We start from the raw sequence: 22,500 nt of genomic DNA on the forward strand, positions 1-22,500 counted from the left end.
GAAGGAGAATCCCGTGTCCCCGCACTCCCCGAATGTTAACGCTAACATTCACGAGCCTCTCGTGATCGGCGTCGACTTCGGCACGCTCTCGGGCCGCGCCGTCGTGGTGCGGGTCTCCGACGGCGCCGAGCTGGGCACCGCCGTGTACGAGTACCCGCACGGCGTCGTCGACCGGACGCTGCCCGTGACCGGCGAGCCGTTGCCGCCGGACTGGGCGCTGCAGGTCCCCTCGGACTACGTCGGGGTGCTGCGCACCGCAGTGCCCGCCGCGCTCCGCGACGCCGGCGCTGATCCCGCCGACGTCGTGGGCCTCGGCACCGACTTCACCGCGTGCACAGTGGTTCCGACCACTGTGGACGGAACGCCGCTGTGCGAGCTGCCGGAATTCGAGCGCGAGCCGCACGCGTACGTGAAGCTGTGGCGCCACCACGCCGCCCAGCCGCAGGCCGACCGGATCACCGAGCTCGCGCGAGCCCGCGACGAGAAGTGGCTGCCCCGCTACGGCGGGCGGATCTCGTCGGAATGGGAGTTCGCCAAGGCGCTGCAGGTGTGCGAGGAGGCGCCCGCCGTCTACGCGGCGACGGCGCACTGGGTCGAGCTGGCCGACTGGATCGTCTGGCAGCTGACCGGCCACTACGTCCGCAACGCCTGCACCGCCGGGTACAAGGGCATCCTGCAGGACGGCGAGTACCCGGGCGCCGATTTCCTGCGCGAGCTGAACCCCGGGTTCGCGGACTTCGTGCCGGACAAGCTCGACCGGCCGCTCGGGCGCCTCGGCGACCGGGCCGGCTCGCTCACCGCCGAAGCGGCGGCGTGGACCGGTCTGCCGGAAGGCATCGCCGTCGCGGTCGGCAACGTCGACGCGCACGTGACCGCGCCCGCCGCGCAGGCCGTCGAACCCGGCCGGATGGTCGCGATCATGGGCACCTCGACGTGTCACGTCCTCAACGCCGAAGAGCTGCGAGAGGTCCCGGGCATGTGCGGGGTCGTCGACGGCGGGATCGTGCCCGGGCTATGGGGCTACGAAGCCGGGCAGAGCGGGGTCGGCGACATCTTCGGCTGGTTCGTCGAGCACGGCGTGCCGCCCGGCTACCACGAGGACGCGCGACGAGCGGGCGTCTCGCTCCACGAACACCTCACCGCGCTCGCGTCGGCGCAGGAAATCGGCGCGCACGGGCTGGTCGCGCTCGACTGGCACAGCGGCAACCGCTCGGTGCTGGTGGACCACGACCTGACCGGCGTCGTCGTCGGCCAGACGCTGGCCACCCGTGCCGAGGACACCTACCGGGCGCTGCTCGAGGCCACCGCGTTCGGCACCCGCACGATCATCGAAGCCTTCCGGGACGCGGGCGTGCCGGTCACCGAGCTGGTCGTGGCCGGCGGGCTCGTCCGCAACGCCTTCCTGATGCAGCTCTACGCCGACGTGGTGAACCTGCCCCTGTCGGTGATCGGGTCCGCGCAGGGGCCGGCGCTCGGCTCTGCCATCCACGCCGCCGTGGCGGCCGGCGCCCACCCGGACATCACCGCGGCTTCGCGCGCGATGGGCTCGGTCCACCGGGACGTGTACCGGCCGGTGCCCGCCCACGCCCGTGCCTACGACGAGCTCTACGCCGACTACCGCGAGCTGCACGACCACTTCGGCCGCGGCGGCAGCGACGTGCTGCACCGCCTCGCGGCCCGCCGCCACGCCACCGCCACCGCCGGCGAAAGGACAGTCCTGACATGTCGCTGACCGACGAGCTGCTCGGCACCGTCGCCGAGCTGCGCCGCACCGTCGCGGACCTGCACGGCGAGCTCACGCGCAACGAGCTGGTCGCCTGGACCGCGGGCAACGTCTCGGCGCGGGTGCCCGGGCGCGAACTGATGGTGATCAAGCCGTCCGGGGTCTCCTACGACGACCTGTCCGCCGACACCATGGTCATCACCGACCTGCACGGGCGGCTGCGCCACGGCGACCTCGCGCCGTCGTCCGACACGGCCGCCCACGCCTACGTCTACCGGCATCTGCCCGACGTCGGCGGGGTCGTGCACACGCACTCCACCTACGCCACCGCGTGGGCCGCGCGCGGCGAGCCCATCCCGTGCGTGCTCACGATGATCGCTGACGAGTTCGGCGGGGAGATCCCGGTCGGGCCGTTCGCGCTGATCGGCGACGACTCCATCGGCCGCGGCATCGTCGAGACGCTGAGGGCCAGCCGCTCCCCTGCCGTTCTCATGCGCAACCACGGACCGTTCACCGTCGGGCGCACCGCCCGCGACGCGGTGAAGGCGGCGGTGCTGGTGGAGGACGTGGCCCGGACCGTCCACAAGGCATTCGAGCTGGGCGCGCCCAAACCGTTGCCGGCCGAGGACGTCGACCGGCTCTACGCGCGCTACCAGAACGTCTACGGCCAGCGCTGAGCCCGGCCGGCCCACACGACGAGGAGACAAATGGCTTCGCAGAACAAACCCCAGGTCTGGTTCCTCACCGGGAGTCAGGCGCTCTACGGCGAGGACACGCTGGCGCAGGTCGCCGGCCAGTCGCTGGAGATCCAGCGGCTGCTCGCCTCGACGGGACGGCTTTCGGCCGAGCTCATCGGGAAACCGGTGCTGACCGAGGCCTCCGCGATCCGCCGGCTGCTGCTCGAGGCCAACGCCGACACCTCCTGCGTCGGGGTGATCGCGTGGATGCACACGTTTTCGCCGGCGAAGATGTGGATCGGCGGGCTCGACGCGTTGCGCAAACCGTTGCTGCACCTGCACACCCAGCTCAACGAAGCCCTGCCGTGGCGCAGCATCGACATGGACTTCATGAATCTCAACCAGGCCGCGCACGGCGACCGCGAGTTCGGCCACGTGCTGACCCGGCTGGCCGTGCCGCGCAAGACCGTCGCCGGGCACGCGGGCGACCCCGTGGTCGCCGACCGGATCGACGCGTGGGCGCGGGCCGCGATCGGCGCGGACCACCTGCGCGAGCTGCGGCTGGCGCGCTTCGGCGACAACATGCGCGACGTCGCCGTGACCGAAGGGGACAAGGTCGAGGCCGAGCTGCGCTTCGGCGTCTCGGTCAACACCTACGGCGTGAACGACCTCGTCGAGCTCGTCGACAGCGCGTCCGAAAAGGACATCGGCGAACTGGTCGCCGAGTACGCGTCGGCCTACGACGTGGCGCCGGAGCTCGCCGGAGACGGCGCCCGCCACGATTCCCTGCGGTACGCGGCGAAAGTCGAGCTGGGGCTGCGGCGGTTCCTCACCGAGGGCGGTTTCGGCGCGTTCACCACGAACTTCGAGGACCTCGGCGGCCTGCGGCAGCTGCCGGGGCTGGCCGTGCAGCGGCTGATGGCCGACGGCTACGGCTTCGGCGGCGAAGGCGACTGGAAGACCTCGGCCCTGCTCGCCGCGGTGAAGGCGATGGGGACGGGCACCGGCCGCGGCACGTCGTTCATGGAGGACTACACCTACCACTTCGGGCCGGGTGAGCCGAAGATCCTCGGCGCGCACATGCTCGAGGTCTGCCCGAGCATCGCCGCGGCCCGCCCGTCGTGCGAGATCCACCCGCTCGGCATCGGCGGCCGCGAGGACCCGGTACGGCTCGTGTTCGACGCCGCCCCCGGTCCCGGCGTGGTGCTCGGTCTGGCCGACCTCGGCGACCGGTTCCGCTTGGTGGCCAACGAGATCGAGGTCGTCCCACCCGACGAGCCGCTGCCCAGCCTGCCGGTCGCGCGCGCGGTCTGGCAGCCCGCGCCGTCGCTCGCCACCTCCGCCGAGTCGTGGATCACCGCCGGCGCGCCGCACCACACCGTGCTGACCCAGGCGGTGCCCGTCGAGACCCTCCGCGACTTCGCAGACCTGCTCGGCGTCGAGCTCCTCACCATCGACGCAGGCACCACCACCTCCGGGTTCGCCGACCGGATCCGCTGGAACCAGGCCTACCACCGGCTCGCCCAGGGCTTCTGAAAGGAGCACGAACAATGAAGTTCATCCGAGGGATCCGAGGGGTCACCGTCGCCGCACTGGCACTGACGCTGGCCGCCTGCGGTTCGAGCGTCAAGACGGCCGACCAGCAGCCGGCCGCCGGCTCGTCGGCCGGCGCGCTGATCGGCGTCACCATGCCGACGAAGTCGTCGGAACGCTGGATCCACGACGGCGACAACATCAAGGCAGCGCTGGAGAAGCTCGGCTACAAGGTCGACCTGCAGTACGCCGAGAACGACATCCCGACCCAGGTCAACCAGATCGAGAACCAGATCACCAAGGGCGCCAAGCTGCTGGTGATCGCCTCCATCGACGGCACCGCGATCACCACCCAGCTGCAGGAGGCGGCCGACCACAAGATCCCGGTGATCGCCTACGACCGGCTCCTGCTCAACAGCCCGAACGTCGACTACTACGCCACTTTCGACAATTACAAGGTCGGTGTGGAGCAGGCGGATTCTCTGGTCAAGGGACTCGGCACCGGTCCGGGTCCGTTCAACATCGAGCTGTTCGGCGGCTCGCCGGACGACAACAACGCGACGTTCTTCTTCAACGGCGCCATGTCCGTGCTCAAGCCCCTCATGGACAGCGGCAAGCTCGTGGTGAAGAGCGGCCAGACGACGTTCGCGCCGACCGCGATCCTGCGCTGGGACCCGGCCACCGCGCAGCGGCGCATGGAGGACCTGCTCACCAAGACCTACGGCGGTGGCGCGAAGGTCGACGGTGTGCTCTCGCCGTACGACGGCCTGTCCATCGGCATCCTCTCGGCGCTCAAGAGCAACGGCTACGGCACCGCGGGTCAGCCCTACCCGGTGGTCACCGGCCAGGACGCCGAGGTCGCGTCGGTCAAGTCCATCATCGCCGGCGAACAGTACTCGACGGTGTTCAAGGACACCCGCAAGCTCGCCGACGTCACCGTGAAGATGGCCGACTCCGTCCTCAAGGGCGGCAAGGCGGAGGTCAACAACACCACGGACTACAACAACGGCAAGAAGGTCGTGCCCTCCTACCTGCTGCAGCCCGTGGTCGTGGACAAGACCAACTACCAGAAGGAACTCCTCGACTCCGGCTACTACACGGCGGGGCAGCTGAAATGACGGAACTGCTCGGCATGCGCGGGATCACGAAGACCTTCCCCGGGGTCACCGCGCTCGCCGACGTCACCCTTTCCGTGCGCCGCGGGGAGATCCACGCGATCTGCGGGGAGAACGGCGCCGGGAAGTCGACCCTGATGAAGGTGCTCTCCGGGGTGCACCCGCACGGCAGCTACGCCGGGGAGATCCGGTTCGACGGCGAGGCGTGCGAGTTCGGCTCGGTGCGCGACAGCGAACGCCGGGGAATCGTGATCATCCACCAGGAGCTGGCGTTGTGCGGGCAGCTCTCGATCGCGGAGAACATCTTCCTCGGCAACGAGCGGGCCCGGCGCGGGTTCATCGACTGGAACCGCACCAACCACGAGGCCGGCGAGCTGCTGCGGCGCGTCGGCCTCGCGGAGAACCCCGTCACGCCGGTGCGCGACCTCGGCGTCGGCAAGCAGCAGCTCGTGGAGATCGCCAAGGCGCTGTCGAAGCAGGTGAAGCTGCTCATCCTCGACGAGCCGACCGCCGCGCTCAATGACGACGACTCCGCGCACCTGCTCGACCTGTTGCGCGGGCTGCGCGACGACGGCGTGACGTCGGTGATCATCTCCCACAAGCTGGGCGAGGTGATCGCGATCGCCGACACCGTCACGATCCTGCGCGACGGCCGGACGATCGAGACCCTCGACGCGGCCGGGCTCACCGAGGAGCGGCTGATCACCGGCATGGTCGGGCGCGATCTGGAGCACCGCTTTCCGCCGCGGGAGCCCGACATCGGCGAGGAGGTGCTGCGGATCGAGGACTGGACCGTGCACAGCCCCACCCAGCCGGGCCGGGTCGTGGTCGAGGGCGCCAACCTGACGCTGCGGCGCGGAGAGGTGGTCGGCCTGGCCGGGCTGATGGGCGCGGGTCGCACCGAGCTGGCGATGAGCGTGTTCGGGCGTTCCTACGGCACCGGTATCTCCGGGCGGCTGGTGAAGGACGGCGTGCCGATCGAGGTGCGCTCGGTCCGCGACGCCGTGCGCCACGGCATCGCGTACGCCACCGAGGACCGCAAGCGTTACGGGCTCAACCTCATCGAGGACGTCCAGCGCAACGTCTCGGCCGCGGGCCTCGGAAAGCTGGCGCGCCGCGGCTGGGTCAACGAGCACGCCGAGCACGACACGGCCGCGCGCTTCCGCCGGGACCTGCGGATCAAGGCACCGACCGTGCGCAGCGTGACCGGGAAACTCTCGGGCGGCAACCAGCAGAAAGTCGTGCTGGCCAAGTGGATCTTCACCGATCCGGACGTGCTGATCCTCGACGAACCGACCCGCGGCATCGACGTCGGCGCGAAGTTCGAGATCTACTCGATCATCAACTCCCTTGCCGCGCAAGGGAAAGCGGTGCTGGTCATCAGCTCCGAGCTGCCGGAGCTGCTCGGCCTGTGCGACCGGATCTACGCGCTGTCCGCGGGCCGGGTGACCGGCGAGGTCGCCCGCGAGGACGCCACCCAGGAGCTGCTGATGCAGTACATGACGAAGGAACGCCCATGACCACAACGGACACGGCCCGGCCCGCCGCGCCCCCGGCCGCCACCCCGGGCAGGCGGATCTCGATCAACCCGCGCCAAAGCGGAATCTACGTCGCCTTCGCCCTCATCGTGGTGCTGTTCGAGGTGCTCACCGGCGGCGCGCTGCTCGAGCCTCAGAACATCTCGAACATCATCGTGCAGAACTCCTACGTGCTGATCCTCGCGATCGGCATGATCCTGGTGATCATCTCCGGCCACATCGACCTCTCGGCAGGCTCGGTGGTCGCGATGACCGGCGCCGTCTCCGCGGTGCTCATGGTGAACCTGCATGTGCCGTGGCCGCTCGCGGTGCTCATCACCCTGGTGACGGGCGCGGTGATCGGCGCGTGGCAGGGGTACTGGGTCGCCTACTTCGGCATCCCGGCCTTCATCGTGACGCTGGCGGGAATGCTGGCATTCCGCGCGCTGACGCTGACCGTGCTGGGCAACCAGGGCATCGGCCCGTTCCCCGACGCGATCCGCACGCTGTCCAACGGCTTCACCGACGGCTACCTCGGCAACATCGGCCTCGGCCCGCTCGGCGGCGCCGACCTGGTCAGCCTGATCGTCGGCGTGCTCACCGTCGCCGCCATCGCGATCACCCAGCAGCGCAAGCGCTCCGCGCGGCTCGGGTACGGGCAGGACGTAGACCCGTACCCGGTGTTCGTCGCGAAGGTCGCCGGCGCGGCGATCCTGGTGCTCGCCGTGGTCGTGCAGCTCGCGCGGTTCAAGAACCTGCCGTGGGTGCTGATCCTGCTGGCCGTGCTCGTGGTCGGCTATTCGCTCGTCGCCGGCCGCTCGGTGTTCGGCCGCCACATCTACGCGGTCGGCGGCAACCTCCAGGCCGCGACGCTGTCGGGCGTCAAGGTCAAGTCGGTGGCGTTCTGGATCTTCGTGAACATGGGCGTGCTGGCCGCGCTCGCCGGGATCATCTTCGCCGGCCGGCTCAACCAGGCCGGCCCGACCGCCGGCGTGAACTTCGAGCTCGACGCGATCGCCGCGGCGTTCATCGGCGGCGCCGCCGTGCAGGGCGGCGTGGGGAAGGTCGTCGGCGCGATCACCGGCGGGCTGATCATGGCGGTGATCAACAACGGCATGTCCCTGATCGGTGCTCCGAGCGAGCGCGTGATGCTGGTCAAGGGCGTAGTCCTGCTCGCGGCGGTCGCGTACGACATCTGGACGAAACGACGCGGTACGGCTTAGGGGCGCGGCCGCCGGCGATTCAGCCGGCCCTTAGGCCCCGGGTCTAAGGCCGGCGGAAGATCGTGATCGAGTGGCCGACCTCGTCGATCGGGGTGCTGGTGGCCAGCAAGGCCTTCAGGTGGGCGTCCGCCTTGGCGATGGAGGAGTCGGAGACCGCGAGCAGGCCGTGGACCTGGTCCGGGGGCACGCGGAGGGGGTCGGCGGCGTCGATGCCGTAAAAGGCCGGCACGCCGCTGCCCTTGTAGACGAGCCAGCGGTGTTCGTCCGGATAGCGCGTTTTCAATCGGTCGGCGAGACGGCCGAGGTCCTGGCCCCAGTCGACGTTCGAGTCGTGCAGTCGCAGGTGGGTCTGCGCCGGGCCGCCGAAGGCCTCGTTGGAGTAGGGCAGGTAGTACGGGAACGTCAGCAGCGAGCTGACGGCCGTGAAGACGACCAGAGCCGCCGCGGTGACGTGGGCCCGGCGGCGGCGCAGGAGGACGAGACCGGCGGCCGCGACGGCGAGGAACATCGGGAGGAAAACCGTGTACCGGACGCCGAAGTCGCGGCTGCCGGTCATGGCGGCGGCCAGCAGCACCGCGGACGGGACGAGAAGGTACGGCGCCGCGGGGCGCAGCCGGGGAATCGCGAGCAGCACGACGATGCCTGCCAGCCACAGCGCCAGCGTGCCGAGCGGGGTCTTCACGAGGATCGCGGCCGGGAGGTAGTACCAGAGGGCGCCGAAGTAGAGGCGGCCGAACAGGAAGCCGCTCCACACCTGGTCTTCGAAGCCGAACTGGAGGTGCATGCCGTCGCGGTACGGCGCGGGCACCGGGAGCCAGTCGGCGAGCGCGCGCAGGCCGTGGAGGGTCGGCAGGCCCGGCGGTGCCTGCCAGCGCAGGCGTGGATCGACGGCGAGGTAGGCGGCCCAGAGGACCGCGACGGCGATCAGCCCCACGCCGATGACCGTCGCGACGAGCTCGAGGGCGGTCCGTTTCCGACCGAGGCCACACGCGCGACGGAAGTGCCACACCGACAACGCGGCCAGGAACAGGACCACCGGAACCGCGGGCAGTGCGCTCATCTTGGTCGCGATCGCTGCGCCGAGGGCGAGTCCCGCCGGCGGGAGATACCGCAGGGGCCGGCGCCGGGCCCGCCACACCAGCCAGGCCGACGTCAGCAGGAACCCGGCCATCGGCACGTCGAGTGTGGCGAGCGAGCCGTATGCGATGACGTCGGGCGAGAAGGCGTAGAGCGCGAGCGCCATGAGGCCGCCGACCGGGCCGGTGAGATCACGCGCGAACGCGAAGACGACCAGCCCGAACAGCAGCGTCAACACGATCATCGGCAGCCGCGCCAGGAACATCAGGTGGCCCGGATCGCTGCCCGACTCGTACAGCACGCGCCGGCCGAGCTGCGTTTCGTCGCCGGCGAAGGCGGGGTCGAGGTGCACGTCGGCGAAGGCCAGGCCGGACGCGATGATCAGCTTGCCCAGCGGCGGGTGCTCCGGGTTGTACCGCAGGCTGTGCTGGTCGAGGTAGACGACGGCCGTGCCTACGTACACCGGCTCGTCGATCGTCGGGGTCTGCTCGACAGCCGTGGTGACCATCGCGAACGCCATCTGCGCGAGCAACGCGAACCCGACGAGCGCGAACGCCCACCGCCGGTGCCGCCGCAGCCACTCGAGCCGGCCCGGCGGGGCCGGGGTCGGCGCCGGGTCCGCCGGGGTCGCCTCGCCCGCGCTCGACAGCTGGCTCGTAGGCGGCGACAACCCGAAGTTCCTTCCACGCGAGAGAACACGTCCGCGCCCATGCTACGTCCCGCCCGACGCCGCGATCGGCTCGTGACCACCGGCGGCGGTCCAGGTGAGCGTGTCCGGGTCGTCCTGCCCGGCGCCCAGCACGGGCCGGGAGAGGCGATCGGCGCAACCAGAGTCTCGGTGAGCCGCGCACCGCGGACGCCGAGCACCTCGTCCGCGTCGAACCGGCGCCGTGGTGGTCCTCGCGCCGGAGTTGCTCGCGCACCGCGCAGCGGGGGCTCAGCTGACCGCGGAGGCCGGGCGGTAATTCGGTTGACCCGGCCCCGGGGCGCCGCTGCACTGTGGCGCGACAGCCACGACACCCGGGGAGACCGCCGCAGTGGAAATCCGCGCCACGACCGAGCAAGACTTCGACGTCTTCGTCGACACCGTCCACGCCGCGTTCGCGCGGTTCCCCGAGACGCCGGCCGAAGGCGGCGGCGGGTTGTGGTGGTCGGCGCTCGAGATGGACCGCGGGGTGCTGGCCGTGGCGGACGGGCGGCCCGTCGGGACCGCTGCGGCCTACTCGTTCGAGCTGACGCTGCCCGGCGAGGTCGTGGTGCCGGCGGCCGGGATCACGTCCGTCGGGGTGCTGCCTTCGCATCGGCGCCAGGGGGTGCTGAGCGCGATGATGCGGCACCAGCTGGCCGAACTGCGGGCGCGCGGGGAGTTCCTGTCCGTGCTGCTGGCGTCGGAGGCCACGATCTACGGCCGCTTCGGCTACGGGCCGGCGACGTACACCGGGCAGCTGACGGTGCCGCGGCATCAGGCCGCGTTCGCCGCGCCGCGGGCTCAGTCGCCGGCCGACGCGGGCTCGATCGAGGTGCTGAAGCGGGACGAGTGCGTCGAGCTGCTGGAAGACGTCTACGACCGCTACCGCCGCGCGCAGCCCGGCGCGTTGTCGCGGCCGCACCGGTGGTGGGCGTTGCGCGCGGGCCAGCCGCCGGTCACCGCGGCGCCGCGGTACCTCGCCGTGCACCGGGACGCCGACGGGACCCCGGACGGGTACGCCAGCTATTCACTCGTCGAGCCCGGCACGCTGACCGTCGATGAAACCATCGCCACCGACGATGCCGTCTTCACGGCCCTGGCCCGGTTCGTGCTCGGCCACGACCTGGTCACGCGCGTGGTGTTCAAGCACGTCCCGCCGTGGCATCCGCTGCGCTGGCAGCTCGCGGACTTCCGCGCCGGCACGGCGAGCGACGACGACTGGCTGTGGGTGCGGCTGCTGGACGTCCCGCGCGCGCTGACCGCCCGCGGCTGGTTCACCGACGGCGAGCTGGTCCTCGACGTCACCGACCCCTTCCTCGACGAGCGCGGCCGCCACCTCCTGACCGTCCGCGACGGCAAGGCCGAGTGCATCCCCACGGACCGCGCGCCCGACCTGTCCCTCGACGTGCGCGACCTCGGCTCCCTCTACCTCGGCGGCACCACCCCGAGCACCCTCGTGCGCGCCGGCCACGTCCGCGCGCACCACCCCGAAGCCGCCGCTGTCGCCGACGCGCTGTTCCGCGCGGAGCGAGAGCCGCACTGCCTGCACTGGTTCTGACCGCGCGGGCGGACCGGGCCGTTCGGCGGCGACACTAGTTCCAAGGTTCGCGGTTCGGATCCTCGCCGAGCATCCGGGCCGCGTCCTCGCAGAGCCGCTGCCCGGCGATCTGGTTCGTGCTGTGCGGCAGTCCGAGCCGCGCGGGCACGGCGGTCACGAGAGAGGCGATCCGCCGCCACGTCGCCTCGTCGAGGCCGCGCCAACGCCGGATCTGCTCGGCAAGCGCGCGATCCACCTCGACCGTCCACACGTCCACGGCGGTCATCCTCGCGCATCGGCCGGCCGGACCCAGCAGCTCACCTACGGGAAAGTCCGGGCTCAGCGGTTGAGTGCCTTCGCGAGCGCCGCGACGTCCACCTGCCGTGGCTTGGGCAGCCACGCCGGCTGGTCGGCGCCGCGGGGCGAGAGCACGTTCAGGTAGTGGTGCGGGGTCCGCGAGAGCGTGACGTTCTCCGTGACCCCTTGGTACAGCCCGAGCGGCGTGAGCGACGTGAACAGCTGCGGGTCCAGCAGCTCGTGCTCTCCCCCGCTGCCGACGGCGCGGTGGACGTAGTCCCAGTCGAAGAAGCCGAGGGTGGTCGCCCACATCGCGGCGCGCGTGAGGGAGACGTGGACGCGGTAGCTGCCGCCCTCGGTGGCGCGGCGGATGAGCGCGGCCAACGCGCCCGTGGCGCCCAGCCAGGCGACGAGGTAGTCGTTGATGATCGACGTCGGCGGGAGTTTCGGCTGGTCCAGCGTGCCTTCGGCGGCGACCATGCCCGTGACGGTGCCGGCGACCTGGTCGAAGCCCACGCGGTTCGCCCACGGGCCGGTGTCGCCGTGGCAGCTGGCGGTGACGTGGACGAGGCCGGGGCGCAGGCCGATGGCCTGGTGGGCGTCGACACCGAGCTCGGTGAGCAGGCCGGGGCGGCGGTTGGCGTAGAAGACGTCGGCGTCGCGCAGGAGGGCGTGCAGCGTGGCCTGGCCGTCGGTGCCACGGACGTTGAGGCGGGTCGAGCGGACGCCGACGTTGGCAGTGGCGACCAGCGAGTCCATTTCGAACTCCAGGACGCGCCAGACGTTGAGCACGTCGGCGCCCAGCGCGGCCAGCGAGCGGCCGATGCCGGCGCCCGCGATGACGTGGCCCATGCCCAGCGCGCGGATGCCGGACAGGGGGTGCGTGCCCCAGTCGGGCAACGGTTCGGGCGGGGTGTCCGCGACCTTCTCGATCTCGATCAGCGGCCGTGAGGCGAGGTGCTCGAACACCGGCTCGGCCACGAACTCCTCGACGCTGCGGACCTTCGCGAACACGATGCCGTGCCGCTCCCCCAGCTCCTCCAGCTCGTCGGCGGTGTGCCGGGCGATCGCGCGGCCGAGCGCTTCGGGGCTGTCCGCGCAATCCAGGACGGCGAGCATCTTCGACTTCAGGCCGGGGTAGATGTTCGCGGGGATGACGTGGCGTCCGTCGCGCGTCGGGTAGAAGCCGAGGTAGGAGCCGACGAGCCGGTCGGCCATGTCGGCGGGGTAGCCGTTGAGCGTCTCCCACCGCAGCTCCGACGCCGGGGCGAGCCGGCGAATGGCCTGGCCCAGGTCGACGGTGATGTCCTGACCCAGCCCCGTGCGCATGCGCCACAGCTTCGCGGCCAGCACCGACTGCTGGGTCAGCGCGACAGCCGCCGCTCCGCCGATGCGGATCGAGCTGGGCAGGAGCGGGTCGCGTTTGAGGAAGGTGATGGCGCCACCGCTGTCCTCGGGCGTGAAACCCAGTGGTGCCAGCACTTCGCGCAGCTCGGCGTGCGGGTCGAACGCGTCGTCTGAAGCACGGTCGCGCACCGCCCGGAGCATGGCGTCGCGCATCGCCCGCGGATCGCTTGTTTCCACAGTGGACACTCCAGGGTCGGGACCTCGACGTCCGCGACACGGGCCACGAGCTCGCCGGTGCCAGGGCGCCGTGGTGCGGCGGGCAGCGAAGCGCGTCGATCGTAGCGACGGCAGCGGGCCCGCCGGGCCGACTTCGGAGAATCCGTTATTCGTCCTGCGACGCCGCCGGACGGTCTCCGCGCACGACCAGGACCGGGCACAGCGCGTATGAAATCAGGCTCTGGCTGGTCGATCCGAGCGCCAGGCCGGCGAGCCCGCCGCGCCCGCGGCTGCCGACGACCAGCAGCTGCGCGCGATCGGCCCAGTCGAGCAGGCCTTCGGCCGGCTTCTCCTTCACGACCAGGCGCTCGACCTGCACGTCGGGGTACTTCGCCTGCCACCCGGCGAGCCGCTGCGCGAGCAGTTCCCGCTCATGGGCCTCGATCGCGTCGGCGTCGGCGGACGAGCCGGACTCCTCGAACACCGACGCGAGGAACCCTTCCTTCCAGCAGTGCACGGCGACGAGCGGGGTCCGGCGCCACGACGCCTCCTCGAAGGCGACGCCGATCGCGTCCTCCCCGATCGGCGTGGCGTCCACACCGACCACGACCGGGCCGTCCACCGGCGGCGCGTCCTCGGCGACGTGGGGACGCACGAACGCGACCGGGCACTCCGCGTGCGAAGCGAGCGAGACCGACACCGAGCCCAGCACGAACCGGCCGAGCCGGTGCAGCCCCGTCGACCCGAGGATCAGCATCCCCGCCGACGCCGACTCGGCGCGCAGGGCCGACGCCGGCTGTTCCGGCCGCAGCACGGCCTCGGCGGCCAGCTCCGGCGCCACCTCCGCGACGGCCGCCCGTGCCCGGCTGAGCACCCGGTCGCCGCGCTCGCCGACGACCCGCTGCGCGTCCTCGTAGGTCGGCGCGTCGTGCGGGTACGTCACGGGGATCTCGTCCACGGCGTGCACGAGCCGCAGGCCCACGCGGCGCTCGCGGGCCATCCGCGCGGCCCAGCGCGCCGCCATCAGCGACGACTCGCTCTCGTCGACCCCGACGACCAGATCGGTGGACGCGCTTGCCATGGGTTCCCCGCCTTCGTCGGTCTGCCGGCACCTCGGACTGTAATCGCAGCGGACCTGCGCGCGAGACGGCCAACAGACCCCCGTCCGGGTGACTTTCGTCCAGCGGTGCCTGCCCCTTTGAGCCGCTGTCGATTTTCTCTGCATACGGACGACATCGTGGCCCCGGTCGGCCACTACCCCAGGACATCTCTTCATCTCGATGCTTGACAGCGGACCTCGGCCGGTCCGATTTACATCCGCATGCTGACGATTCTCGCCGCGGCAGCGAGATACGTTGGCAGCACTCGATCTTCCGCAGCGGCCCCGGTCGCCGACCGGCCGGTGGTCCTGGTCCACCGGCTCGATGGCACGCGGTGACTCGTCCGGGTCAGTCCGGGCAGCCGTCGAGGGTCGGCACCGGGTACTTCGGGTCGTAGTAGCCGGGCGCGTCCTGGTCGCCCGCGGGCGCCGGGCCGACGGGCGGGTTGGCGTAGCCGGGTGCCAGGAAGCCCGTCTTCGCGGCGGCGCAGCCGACGGAGGAGAACGCGCTGTGCTCGCCGTCGATCCAGAGCCCCTGGCTGGTTTTGCTGAAGCTCGTGCCGCTGCGGACCACGTAGTTCTCGTCCACGCGCACGAAGCTGACGATCTGCGCCGGCCCGGTCAGCTCGCCGGGGTGGGGATCGTCGAACGCGTAGGCGACCACGTACTTCGCGTCCACGGCCAGCTCCCCCGGCTTCGCCCCGGGGTGCGCGGTCAGGGTGCCGAAGGTACGCGGGCCCGCGTCGAGCAGGCGGTATCCGTCGGCGATCTCGGTCACGTACGGCAGCAGGCCCTTGTCGTGCTCCGCCACCTTCGACGCGATCCACGGCCGCGCGTCCGGCGCCAGCTGCGCCAGGAAGGCCCTGGGGTCATGCCCCGCCACGACGGCGGGTTCGAGCCGCGCGGCGAAGATCGCGCGCTTGACCTGTGCGTAGGCCTCCGCGACGACTTCGGTCTTGACCGCCCCGGTCGCGGTGGTGGCGATCCCGTCGAAGCCCTCGGCCCACTTCTCGGCAGGCGTCCGGTCGTACGGCCGCGCCAGATCGACGCGCGCGAGCACCGGCACCGCCGTCGGATTGGGCGCCGCCACCTCGGCTTGAGGCCGGCTCCCCACGAGCACGATCGCCGCCGCCGTCACCCCGAGGACGAGGAGGACGAGCGTCGCGCCCCACCACCGCCCCCTCGGCCGCCGCAGCGGTGCGCGCCGTTGCTTGCGCACCTTCCGGCGGTCCTTCCTCGCCCCCACCCGCGCGCCGGCCTCCGCCCGCTTGCGCCACTCCGGATCCACCAGATCCGGGTGGGAGTCGAGCAGGTCTTCCTCTTCCACGTGCTTGCCCCCAGAAAACGTCGTCGCCTCCTCATCGACGATCCGCGGACATCGTTACCGCGTGCGGGGGCTTGCCGCGCGGTTCACCCGAGCGGCGCCGGGTCAGTGGCTGTCGCGGGCAGGTGGGTCAAGGGTGGTGATCGTGGTAGCGCGGGTGAGGGCGTAGGCGGCGAAGAGGGCGGGCAGGCCGAGGACGGCGAGCAGGAGCCAGGTGCTAGTGGCGTTGGCGATGACGGCCCACTGGACCGTGACGAGGAGGCCGGCGTTGAGCAGGACGCGGCCGGTCAGGGAGACCAGGCGGGTGCGGGTTCGGGAGGCCTCGGCGGCCGCCCGGGCGCGGCGGGCGCCGGACCACCAGGCCCAGACGAGTGCAAGCAGGATCGTGACGGCGACGAGGATTTGGGTGGGCGTGAGGGTGTTCATGGTTCACCCCGATCGGATTCGCGTGGTGGGCGAAGAATGGTCGACAGAAGGGGCTGAAACGCGTCGGTGGTTCCGGTGCGGTGGGCCCTTCCGGCTTGCCTGATCAGGATGGCGTTGACCGCACCGGGGTCGCAAAGTTTCCGACCAAGTCCGATCAGCGCCGCTCAGCGGCACGATCTCGGCTTGGCCGGGGTGTCGGGCATCATGGCACAACGGCGGGCGCCGCGCCCGGGGTGAGGAGGGGCCGGCTGTGACGACTTCGCCGTTCGGGGAGCCGCCTGCGCCGGGGACGCCCGGATCACTGCCTGAGTTCGCGGTCCGGTTGCAGGCTTTGCGGGAGTGGTCGAGTGTGCGGCTGCGCGCGTTGCCGGCGCTGGTGGAGAGGGAAATGGCGGCGCGTGGGGTGCCGGCCGAAGCGGTGAGGTGTGCATACGGGACCGCGCGGGAGATTTTCCGGGACGAGCCCAAGCGGTACAACGAGGCGTTGCTCTTCGACGTCATCCGGGCGTTGCTCAGGAAGGCGCATCCGTCGGCGGAGGCGCTCGAACGGCAGGTGGTGCGGTGGCGCGAGAGTTATCACCACGCCCGGCGGCGATCGCGGGAGAAGGCGGTGTTTCCCGGGTTCTCGATCGGGCCGCTCAGCACGAGTGTTCAGCTACTGGAAGGCAACGGGGAGCGGGAGATCGCGGAAAGCGATGTGCACGTTCTCGTCACGCCCCGGGCAGTTTCACTTCCGGCCATAGTCGCCTATCGAAGGGAAAAACTCCGCAAGGAGCAGGAAGACCGCCACAAAAAGGGGCTCGAGTACCACGAGGCCTTGCTTCGCTACGCGGTCCACGATTTCGTGGTGAACCGCCGCGGCCCGGAAGAACTCCCCGAGGTCACGATCCACTTCACCTATTCCGACTACCTCACTTTCCTCGCCACCCAGCAACTCGACGAACCTCTCCCCGGAGGCGACACCCTCCGCAGCCTCTACCTCGACGGCCGCGACCCCCAGGACATCCCGGACTTCATGCGCTCCAGCTTCGGCCTCAACGTCGCCGTCGTCACGGCCGACGGGTGGCTCGTCGTCGCGCGGCGCAGCGGGCGGGTCGGGGTGGGGAAAGGCGAGTGGAACTCATCGGCCAACGAAGGGCTGCAACGGGAGCTCGACGGGCGACACGGGCCACCCAACCTCTTTCGCGCCGCCGAGCGCGGGTTGAAGGAAGAGCTGCGGCTCAGGCCCGATCACTACGACCTCAAGCTCCTCGCGTTCGCCGTCGTCACGTCGAACTCCCAGTGGTGCTGCCTGTTCCTGGCGAACCTGCGCACGATGAGCCGCCAGCAGTTCGAGAACAACCTCGGCCGCGGCGTCCAGGACGCCTGGGAGCACCGGGGATTCGAGTACGTGGAATTCGAGCCGCAGCCGACGATCGAGTACCTGCTCCGACCCGACCGCCGCGACTCGTGGGCTCCCGCGGCGCCGGTGTTGTTCTACCTGTCGCTGGTGCACTTCCACGGCGAGGAAGCCACGGATCGCGTCGTGGAAAAGCTTGAAGCACAACAAGAAACGGGCGAGGACCGCTAGCGGGGTCCCCTCACGCCGGCGTGAGCGAAGGCGGCAACGCGGCCGCGCCCCAGGACTGGTTCGGCGTCGCGCTCATGCGGAGTACCAGTTCGCCGCCCCGAATCACCTCGTCGTGGGTGATCCAGGCGCGGTGCAACGGCTTTCCGTTCAGTGTCGCCGACGTGATGTAGACGTTCGACGGCGAGTTGCCGATCGCGCGCACGGTGAACGTCCGGCCGTGGCCCGTCGTGAAGCGCGCGCGGTCGAAGACGGGGCTGCCGAGGATGTACACGCCGCTCGCGGGCGACACGGGGTAGAAACCCGCCGCGGCGAGGACGTACCAGGCCGACATCTGGCCGGCGTCGTCGTTGCCCGCGAGGCCCGTCGGACCGGTGCGGTAGGCGTGTTCGCAGACGTACCGCGACCACTTCTGCGTGAGCCACGGCGCACCCGCGTAGGTGAACATGAAGGGCATCTGCTGCACGGGCTCGTTGCTGTGGTTGTAGAACTCGTTCCACTTCATCATCGCCTCCGGCGGCGTCTTCTCGAAGATGCCGTTGAGGCGCTCGACGAACGCCGCCCGCCCGCCCGTGAGCTTCACCAGGCCGCCGACGTCGTGCGGCACGAACCAGCCCTGCTGCTCCGGGTTGCTCTCGATGCAGCCGTCGCCGTCGCCCATCCAGGTGCCGTCGGCGTTGCGGCCGCGAAACCAGCCCGCGTCGGCGTTGAAGAGGTTTCGGTAGTTCTGCGAAGTCGCGTAAAGGCGCTTCGCGTCTTCCTTCTTGCCCAACGCTTCGGCGAACCGTGCGAGGGCGTAGTCGGTGTACGCGTTTTCCAGCGTCGAGGAGAGGCTGTAGGTGACGCAGTAGCCGAGCGAGGTCCAGTTCGCGAAGTCGGTGCGGTTGGAGCGTTCCGCCGGGCCCAGCGCGACTTCGCGGCAGAAGCGGTAGGCCTTCTCGGCGTCGAACCCGCGCAGCCCCTTGAGGTACGCCTCGGCGATGACGTTGATCGCGGCGTCACCGATCATCGTGTCGGTGTCCTTGCCCAGCAGCTCCCAGCGGGCCAGCCCGCGCACGAGGCCGGCGTCGGTGAGCGACACCAGCGACGTGATCGTCTCCTGCACCACGTCCGGGTCGATGATGGTGAGCAACGGGAACTGCGCGCGGAACACGTCCCAGCCGCTGAACAGCGTGCGGTGCGTAACACCGTCGCGCACCGGCGCGGTGTCGCCCACGCGGTGGCGGCCGTCGACGTCGCCGAACAGCCGCGGGTCGATCATCGAGTGGTACAGCGCGGTTTCGAAGATCTCGCGCTGCTCGGCCGTGCCGCCTTCGACGGCGACCTTGCCCAGCGCGTCCGCCCACGTGCTGCGGGCCCCTGCGGCCACGGCGTCGAAGCTCCAGCTCGGCAGGTCGTGGCGCAGGTTGCGGCGGGAGCCGTCGAGGTCGACGAACGACACGCCGGCACGCACCGGCACCTGCTGCCCGGCGCGGACGGGGAACTCGGCGAAGAAGCCGAGCCGGGTGCCGTCGCGCTGCCCGAGGTCGGTGCGGACGTCGGCGCCGTCCCACGTGCCGAACACGGCGATCGGCTGGTGGAACTCCATCGTGAAGTACACGGTGTAGGCCGGGCTCTGCGCGCCGCAGCCCCAGCCGCCGCCGGTGTGGTCGCAGCGGATCCAGCCTTCGACGGTCGTCGCGTCGACCTGGCGCACGTGCTGCGCGATCGAGTGCGAGCCGTCCGGGCCGATACGACGGGTGAGGTCGACCTTGACGCGGCCGGTGCCGGCGTCGTGGAAGGTGAAGCGCAGCATGCCCGCCCGCTCGGTGGCGGTGAGCTCGGCGCGCACGCGGTAGCGGTCGAGCTCCACGGCGTAGTAGCCGGCGCGCGCGGTTTCGGTTTCCTTGCGGTACGGGCTCTTCGCCTCGTCGCGCCCGGTCACGAGCGGGCCGGTCTGCGGGAGCACCTGGAGGTTGCCGAGGTCGCCGTAGCAGCCGACGCCCGACATGTGCAGGAAGCTGAAGCCCTCGATCGTGGTCATCTCGGCCGAGTAGCCGCTGCCGTTGTCGCCGCCGGAGACCGTGTCCGGGCTCAGCTGGACCAGGCCGAACGGCGCGACCGCGCCCGGGAACGTCTTGCCGCACGCCGTGTCGGCTGCCGTGGTGACAGATCCGATGATCGGATCGACGGAGTCCACCGGTTGCGGCCGGGCGGCGGCTGCCACCGCAGTGCGGGGCAGGGCCGCCGCGGCGGCCACCCCGCCCGTTCCGACCAGAAACCCGCGCCTGGACAGAGAACCCGCGTCGGTCATGCTTCATCGCCTTCCGGACGCTCGTGCAGTTGTCGCCGACAACACTGGGCGAACGAGCGGTCCAGGTCAAGCAAACATCGGATGTGTGGCCGTTTCTGTCCACTCGTTTGTCCGGCCCGGGAATTCCACTGTGGACGTCGCCGCGCGAGCAGCCGCCGGACTCGCGGCACCACGTCGCGGGTGAATGCGGCGACCTGAGCACGGGAATTGTCTTCGGGCATGAAGACGAAACCGGTGTACGGCAGCTCGCTGCCGAGCTTCGCCAGCAGCTCCGCCCATTCCGCGGCGCTACCCCGCACGGGGTCGGCACCCAGATCCAGCCGCGGCGCGCCGGGTGCTTCGGTGACCGTGCCGACGATCTGGCCGATCCGGCGCACGACGCGCGGATCCCGGCCCGCGGCGACGGCCGCGTCGTCGATGACGCGGTTGGCCGCGGCCCACTTCTCGTACGGCAGGTAGGTAGCGATCGGGGCGGCCCACCCGTCGGCGATCCGGCCGGTCAGCGCGAGGGATTTCGGGCCCTGCGAGCCGACCCAGATCTCGATCGGGTGCACTGGCGCCGGACCCGGGCGCGCGCCCGAGACGGAGTAGTACTCGCCCTGGACCCGCACCGCCGGGCCGCCGTCCGCCCACAGCGCGCGAAGGATCGTGACGGCTTCTTCCAGCGCGACGTTGGATTCCCGCGGGCTTCGGCGCGGCACCGCGAGCTGCGTGATCGCGTCCCAGTAGCCACCCGCGCCGAGTGCCAGCTCGAACCGGCCGCCGGACACGATGTCCAGCGCGGCCGCGGTCTTCGCCAGTAGCACGGGCGGCCGCAGCGGCAGACTCGCGACGTCCGGGAAGACGCTGATCTTGTCCGTCTGCGCCAGCAGATCACCGGCCAGCACGAACGTGTCCAGCCGGTCCGGCGCGAACGGCGCGTCCTGGATCCCGAGGAGGTCGAGGCCGCCGTCGTCCGCGGCCACCGCGAAGGCACGGTCCGTCGCCAAGTCGGTGGTGGGTGTCAGCGCAACGCCGAACAGCAGGTCGTCGCGCAAGGCGTTCCCCTCGAAGTCAATAGACATTACCGTCAATGATCATGCCGAGATCCGGCCCGCGCCGCCATCCGGCGGAGAGTCGTTTTCCGCCGGAATCGGATCAGGGAGATCCGGCGCGGATGAGGGCACCGAACCTCCCTGTCGATCACGTCCGGCGGTTACGCTCGGAGCCGATCGGCGTCAGTCGACCGGCGGCCACACGGGGATCGGCCCGCGGCCCGACGGGAACCGGACGTTCTTGGCCCGCACGAACTCGTGCAGTGTCTCGGCCGCGTTCTCCCGGCCGAAACCGCTTCCCTTCACGCCGCCGAACGGCGAGCCGAGGAAGGAGCGGCGGACGTAGTTGTTCACGAAGACCATGCCGGACTGCAGGCCGCGCGCGAGGTTCGAGGCACGGAAGTGATCGCGCGTGATGAGCGCGGCCGTGAGCCCGTACGCGGTGCCGTTGGCGATGCGCACGGCTTCTTCGTCGGTGTCGTAGACCAAAATCGACGCGACCGGACCGAAGATCTCCTCCTGCGCCACCGTGTGGTCCGGCTGCACGCCCGTGAGCACGGTCGGCGGGACCCAGAAGCCGCCGGCCAGGCGCGCGTCGACCGGAGTTTCACCCTGGTACGCGATCTTCGCGCCCTCGGCCACGGCGGTGTCGACGTAGGCGAGCACCTTCTGCTGCTGGCGCGCGTCCACCATCGCGCCGATGTCGGTGGCCGCGTCGAGCCCGTCGCCGACCTGGAGCTTCTCGGTGGCAGCCACGAAGCGCTCCACGAATTCGTCGTGCAGCGACCGGTGCACGAGGATCCGCGCGGTGGACGTGCAGGCCTCGCCCTGGTTGTAGAACATGCCCTCGATCGCGACGTCGACGGCCACCTGCAGGTCGGCGTCGTCGAGCACGATCAGGGCGTTCTTGCCGCCGAGCTCCATCGTGGCGAAGGTGAGGTTCTCGGCAGCGGTGCGCAGCACGGCCTGGCCGGTCTTGGTCGCGCCGGTGAAGGTGATCCGCTCGACGCCTCCGTGCCCGGCCAGCGCGGGGCCCGCGGACAGGCCCGACACGGCGTTCACGACACCCGGCGGCAGGACCTGGTTGACGATCTCCACCAGCCGCAGCACGGCCAGCGGCGCCTGCTCCCCCGGCTTGATGACCACGGTGTTGCCCGCGGCCAGCGCCGGCGCCGTTTTCTTCGTGAAGTGCAGCGGCGGCCAGTTGAACGGCAGGATCGCGGCCACGACGCCGTAGGGCTCGTAGTGCACGCGCGCCTCGATCGGGCCCTGGTCGAGCACGTCGCCGTGCAGCGTGTCGGCGAGGCCGCCGAAGTAGTCGAACCCGGCCGAGCTGAACGACACGTCGAACCGCAGCGCGTCGCGGCGGGGCTTGCCGACCTCGCGGGCCTCCAGCTCGCCGAGCTCCTCGGCGTACTCCCGGATCAGGGCCGCGACCTTGCGCAGCAGCCCGCTGCGCTCGCGCGGAGTGAGGCGGCCCCACTCCCCCTCGTACGCCCGGCGCGCGTCGCGGACGGCCTGGTCGACGACGTCGTCGCTCGCTTCCACCACGTCGGCCAGCCGGCCACCGGTGGCCGGCTCGAGAACAGCGAAGGCCGGCGCGTCTTCGGGCGTCACCCAGTTGCCGCCGATGAACGAGCCCCAGCGGGCGCGCGGCAGCGGGCCACGGCCGTCGGCCGGAAGGACGGGTTCCAGGGCGTCGGACATCGTGAGATCCCTTCGGTGGACTGTGAACGATTGCGGTGGATCGCAGCCGCGGCCGCCATTGACCACAGACTACTCAGCTCTTACGATAATGCAATCGTTT

Annotated in this window: 17 protein-coding genes; 8 read left to right on the plus strand and 9 right to left on the minus strand. The window is 70.9% G+C overall.

Annotated elements, in window-relative coordinates:
• The first annotated feature begins 46 nt into the window (after positions 1-46).
• The 6 genes from araB to mmsB are packed head-to-tail and all read left to right on the plus strand — an operon-like array spanning position 47 to position 7,788.
• Positions 47-1,732, plus strand: a complete 1,686-nt coding sequence (araB, locus tag ABZU76_RS09225) for a ribulokinase (RefSeq protein ID WP_354866801.1) — start codon at positions 47-49, stop codon at positions 1,730-1,732.
• Positions 1,723-2,400: an L-ribulose-5-phosphate 4-epimerase gene (locus ABZU76_RS09230; protein WP_354866714.1), complete on the plus strand. Its 678-nt coding sequence runs from the start codon at positions 1,723-1,725 to the stop codon at positions 2,398-2,400. Before araB ends, ABZU76_RS09230 begins: the two co-directional genes overlap by 10 nt.
• Positions 2,401-2,430: 30 nt before the next feature.
• Positions 2,431-3,936 carry an L-arabinose isomerase gene (gene araA, locus ABZU76_RS09235; RefSeq protein ID WP_354866716.1) on the plus strand — a complete coding sequence of 502 codons (1,506 nt, stop codon included), beginning with the start codon at positions 2,431-2,433 and terminating at the stop codon, positions 3,934-3,936.
• Between the two features lie 14 nt (positions 3,937-3,950).
• Positions 3,951-5,051 carry a multiple monosaccharide ABC transporter substrate-binding protein gene (gene chvE / locus ABZU76_RS09240; protein ID WP_220239592.1) on the plus strand — a complete coding sequence of 367 codons (1,101 nt, stop codon included), beginning with the start codon at positions 3,951-3,953 and terminating at the stop codon, positions 5,049-5,051.
• Positions 5,048-6,568, plus strand: a complete 1,521-nt coding sequence (gene mmsA / locus ABZU76_RS09245; RefSeq protein WP_354866718.1) for a multiple monosaccharide ABC transporter ATP-binding protein — start codon at positions 5,048-5,050, stop codon at positions 6,566-6,568. Before chvE ends, mmsA begins: the two co-directional genes overlap by 4 nt.
• A complete protein-coding gene (gene mmsB, locus ABZU76_RS09250) occupies positions 6,565-7,788 on the plus strand; it encodes a multiple monosaccharide ABC transporter permease (RefSeq protein WP_220239590.1) in 1,224 nt (407 codons plus the stop codon). Before mmsA ends, mmsB begins: the two co-directional genes overlap by 4 nt.
• Positions 7,789-7,831: 43 nt before the next feature.
• Here the strand turns inward: mmsB and ABZU76_RS09255 are convergent, their stop codons facing one another.
• The gene (locus ABZU76_RS09255) at positions 7,832-9,535 is read right to left on the minus strand and encodes a phospholipid carrier-dependent glycosyltransferase (protein WP_354866721.1); all 1,704 of its coding nucleotides are present in this window, start codon (positions 9,533-9,535) and stop codon (positions 7,832-7,834) included.
• Positions 9,536-9,902: 367 nt separating this feature from the next.
• Between ABZU76_RS09255 and ABZU76_RS09260 the strand changes: the two genes are divergently transcribed.
• Entirely contained in the window at positions 9,903-11,111 is a 1,209-nt protein-coding gene (locus tag ABZU76_RS09260; protein WP_354866723.1) for a GNAT family N-acetyltransferase, read from the plus strand.
• A gap of 34 nt (positions 11,112-11,145) precedes the next feature.
• Here the strand turns inward: ABZU76_RS09260 and ABZU76_RS09265 are convergent, their stop codons facing one another.
• The 5 genes from ABZU76_RS09265 to ABZU76_RS09285 form a co-directional block, all read right to left on the minus strand.
• A complete protein-coding gene (locus ABZU76_RS09265) occupies positions 11,146-11,367 on the minus strand; it encodes a hypothetical protein (protein WP_354866725.1) in 222 nt (73 codons plus the stop codon).
• A 62-nt stretch (positions 11,368-11,429) separates the two neighbouring features.
• Complete coding sequence (locus tag ABZU76_RS09270) at positions 11,430-12,971, minus strand: CoA transferase (RefSeq protein WP_354866727.1); 1,542 nt, start codon at positions 12,969-12,971, stop codon at positions 11,430-11,432.
• 145 nt (positions 12,972-13,116) lie between these two features.
• Positions 13,117-14,031, minus strand: a complete 915-nt coding sequence (locus ABZU76_RS09275; protein WP_354866729.1) for a universal stress protein — start codon at positions 14,029-14,031, stop codon at positions 13,117-13,119.
• Between the two features lie 367 nt (positions 14,032-14,398).
• Positions 14,399-15,376: a hypothetical protein gene (locus ABZU76_RS09280; protein ID WP_354866731.1), complete on the minus strand. Its 978-nt coding sequence runs from the start codon at positions 15,374-15,376 to the stop codon at positions 14,399-14,401.
• A gap of 102 nt (positions 15,377-15,478) precedes the next feature.
• On the minus strand, positions 15,479-15,799 hold the full coding sequence (locus ABZU76_RS09285) for a hypothetical protein (RefSeq protein ID WP_354866733.1): 321 nt from the start codon (positions 15,797-15,799) through the stop codon (positions 15,479-15,481).
• Between the two features lie 250 nt (positions 15,800-16,049).
• Between ABZU76_RS09285 and ABZU76_RS09290 the strand changes: the two genes are divergently transcribed.
• The gene (locus tag ABZU76_RS09290; protein ID WP_354866735.1) at positions 16,050-17,369 is read left to right on the plus strand and encodes a hypothetical protein; all 1,320 of its coding nucleotides are present in this window, start codon (positions 16,050-16,052) and stop codon (positions 17,367-17,369) included.
• A gap of 10 nt (positions 17,370-17,379) precedes the next feature.
• On the opposite strand, the gene ABZU76_RS09295 is transcribed toward ABZU76_RS09290, so the two are convergent.
• The 3 genes from ABZU76_RS09295 to ABZU76_RS09305 all read right to left on the minus strand — a co-directional run bounded on the left by ABZU76_RS09295 (position 17,380) and on the right by ABZU76_RS09305 (position 22,400).
• The gene (locus tag ABZU76_RS09295; RefSeq protein WP_354866737.1) at positions 17,380-19,659 is read right to left on the minus strand and encodes a GH92 family glycosyl hydrolase; all 2,280 of its coding nucleotides are present in this window, start codon (positions 19,657-19,659) and stop codon (positions 17,380-17,382) included.
• Positions 19,656-20,723 (minus strand): LLM class flavin-dependent oxidoreductase, encoded by a 1,068-nt coding sequence (locus ABZU76_RS09300; protein ID WP_354866739.1) that lies wholly within the window; start codon positions 20,721-20,723, stop codon positions 19,656-19,658. Before ABZU76_RS09300 ends, ABZU76_RS09295 begins: the two co-directional genes overlap by 4 nt.
• A 153-nt stretch (positions 20,724-20,876) precedes the next feature.
• The gene (locus tag ABZU76_RS09305; protein ID WP_354866741.1) at positions 20,877-22,400 is read right to left on the minus strand and encodes an aldehyde dehydrogenase family protein; all 1,524 of its coding nucleotides are present in this window, start codon (positions 22,398-22,400) and stop codon (positions 20,877-20,879) included.
• Positions 22,401-22,500 lie beyond the last annotated feature (100 nt).

It is taken from the genome of Amycolatopsis sp. NPDC005232, assembly GCF_040607795.1.
Taxonomy (GTDB): domain Bacteria; phylum Actinomycetota; class Actinomycetes; order Mycobacteriales; family Pseudonocardiaceae; genus Amycolatopsis.

What these genes read in the sequence shown, in the direction of transcription:
- ABZU76_RS09230 (WP_354866714.1), top strand. Translation starts at nt 1,723, where the DNA reads ATGTCGCTGACCGACGAGCTGCTCGGCACCGTCGCCGAGCTGCGCCGC.
- araA (WP_354866716.1), top strand. Translation starts at nt 2,431, where the DNA reads ATGGCTTCGCAGAACAAACCCCAGGTCTGGTTCCTCACCGGGAGTCAG.
- chvE (WP_220239592.1), top strand. Translation starts at nt 3,951, where the DNA reads ATGAAGTTCATCCGAGGGATCCGAGGGGTCACCGTCGCCGCACTGGCA.
- mmsA (WP_354866718.1), top strand. Translation starts at nt 5,048, where the DNA reads ATGACGGAACTGCTCGGCATGCGCGGGATCACGAAGACCTTCCCCGGG.
- mmsB (WP_220239590.1), top strand. Translation starts at nt 6,565, where the DNA reads ATGACCACAACGGACACGGCCCGGCCCGCCGCGCCCCCGGCCGCCACC.
- ABZU76_RS09275 (WP_354866729.1), bottom strand. Translation starts at nt 14,031, where the DNA reads ATGGCAAGCGCGTCCACCGATCTGGTCGTCGGGGTCGACGAGAGCGAG.
- ABZU76_RS09285 (WP_354866733.1), bottom strand. Translation starts at nt 15,799, where the DNA reads ATGAACACCCTCACGCCCACCCAAATCCTCGTCGCCGTCACGATCCTG.
- ABZU76_RS09295 (WP_354866737.1), bottom strand. Translation starts at nt 19,659, where the DNA reads ATGACCGACGCGGGTTCTCTGTCCAGGCGCGGGTTTCTGGTCGGAACG.
- ABZU76_RS09300 (WP_354866739.1), bottom strand. Translation starts at nt 20,723, where the DNA reads ATGTCTATTGACTTCGAGGGGAACGCCTTGCGCGACGACCTGCTGTTC.
- ABZU76_RS09305 (WP_354866741.1), bottom strand. Translation starts at nt 22,400, where the DNA reads ATGTCCGACGCCCTGGAACCCGTCCTTCCGGCCGACGGCCGTGGCCCG.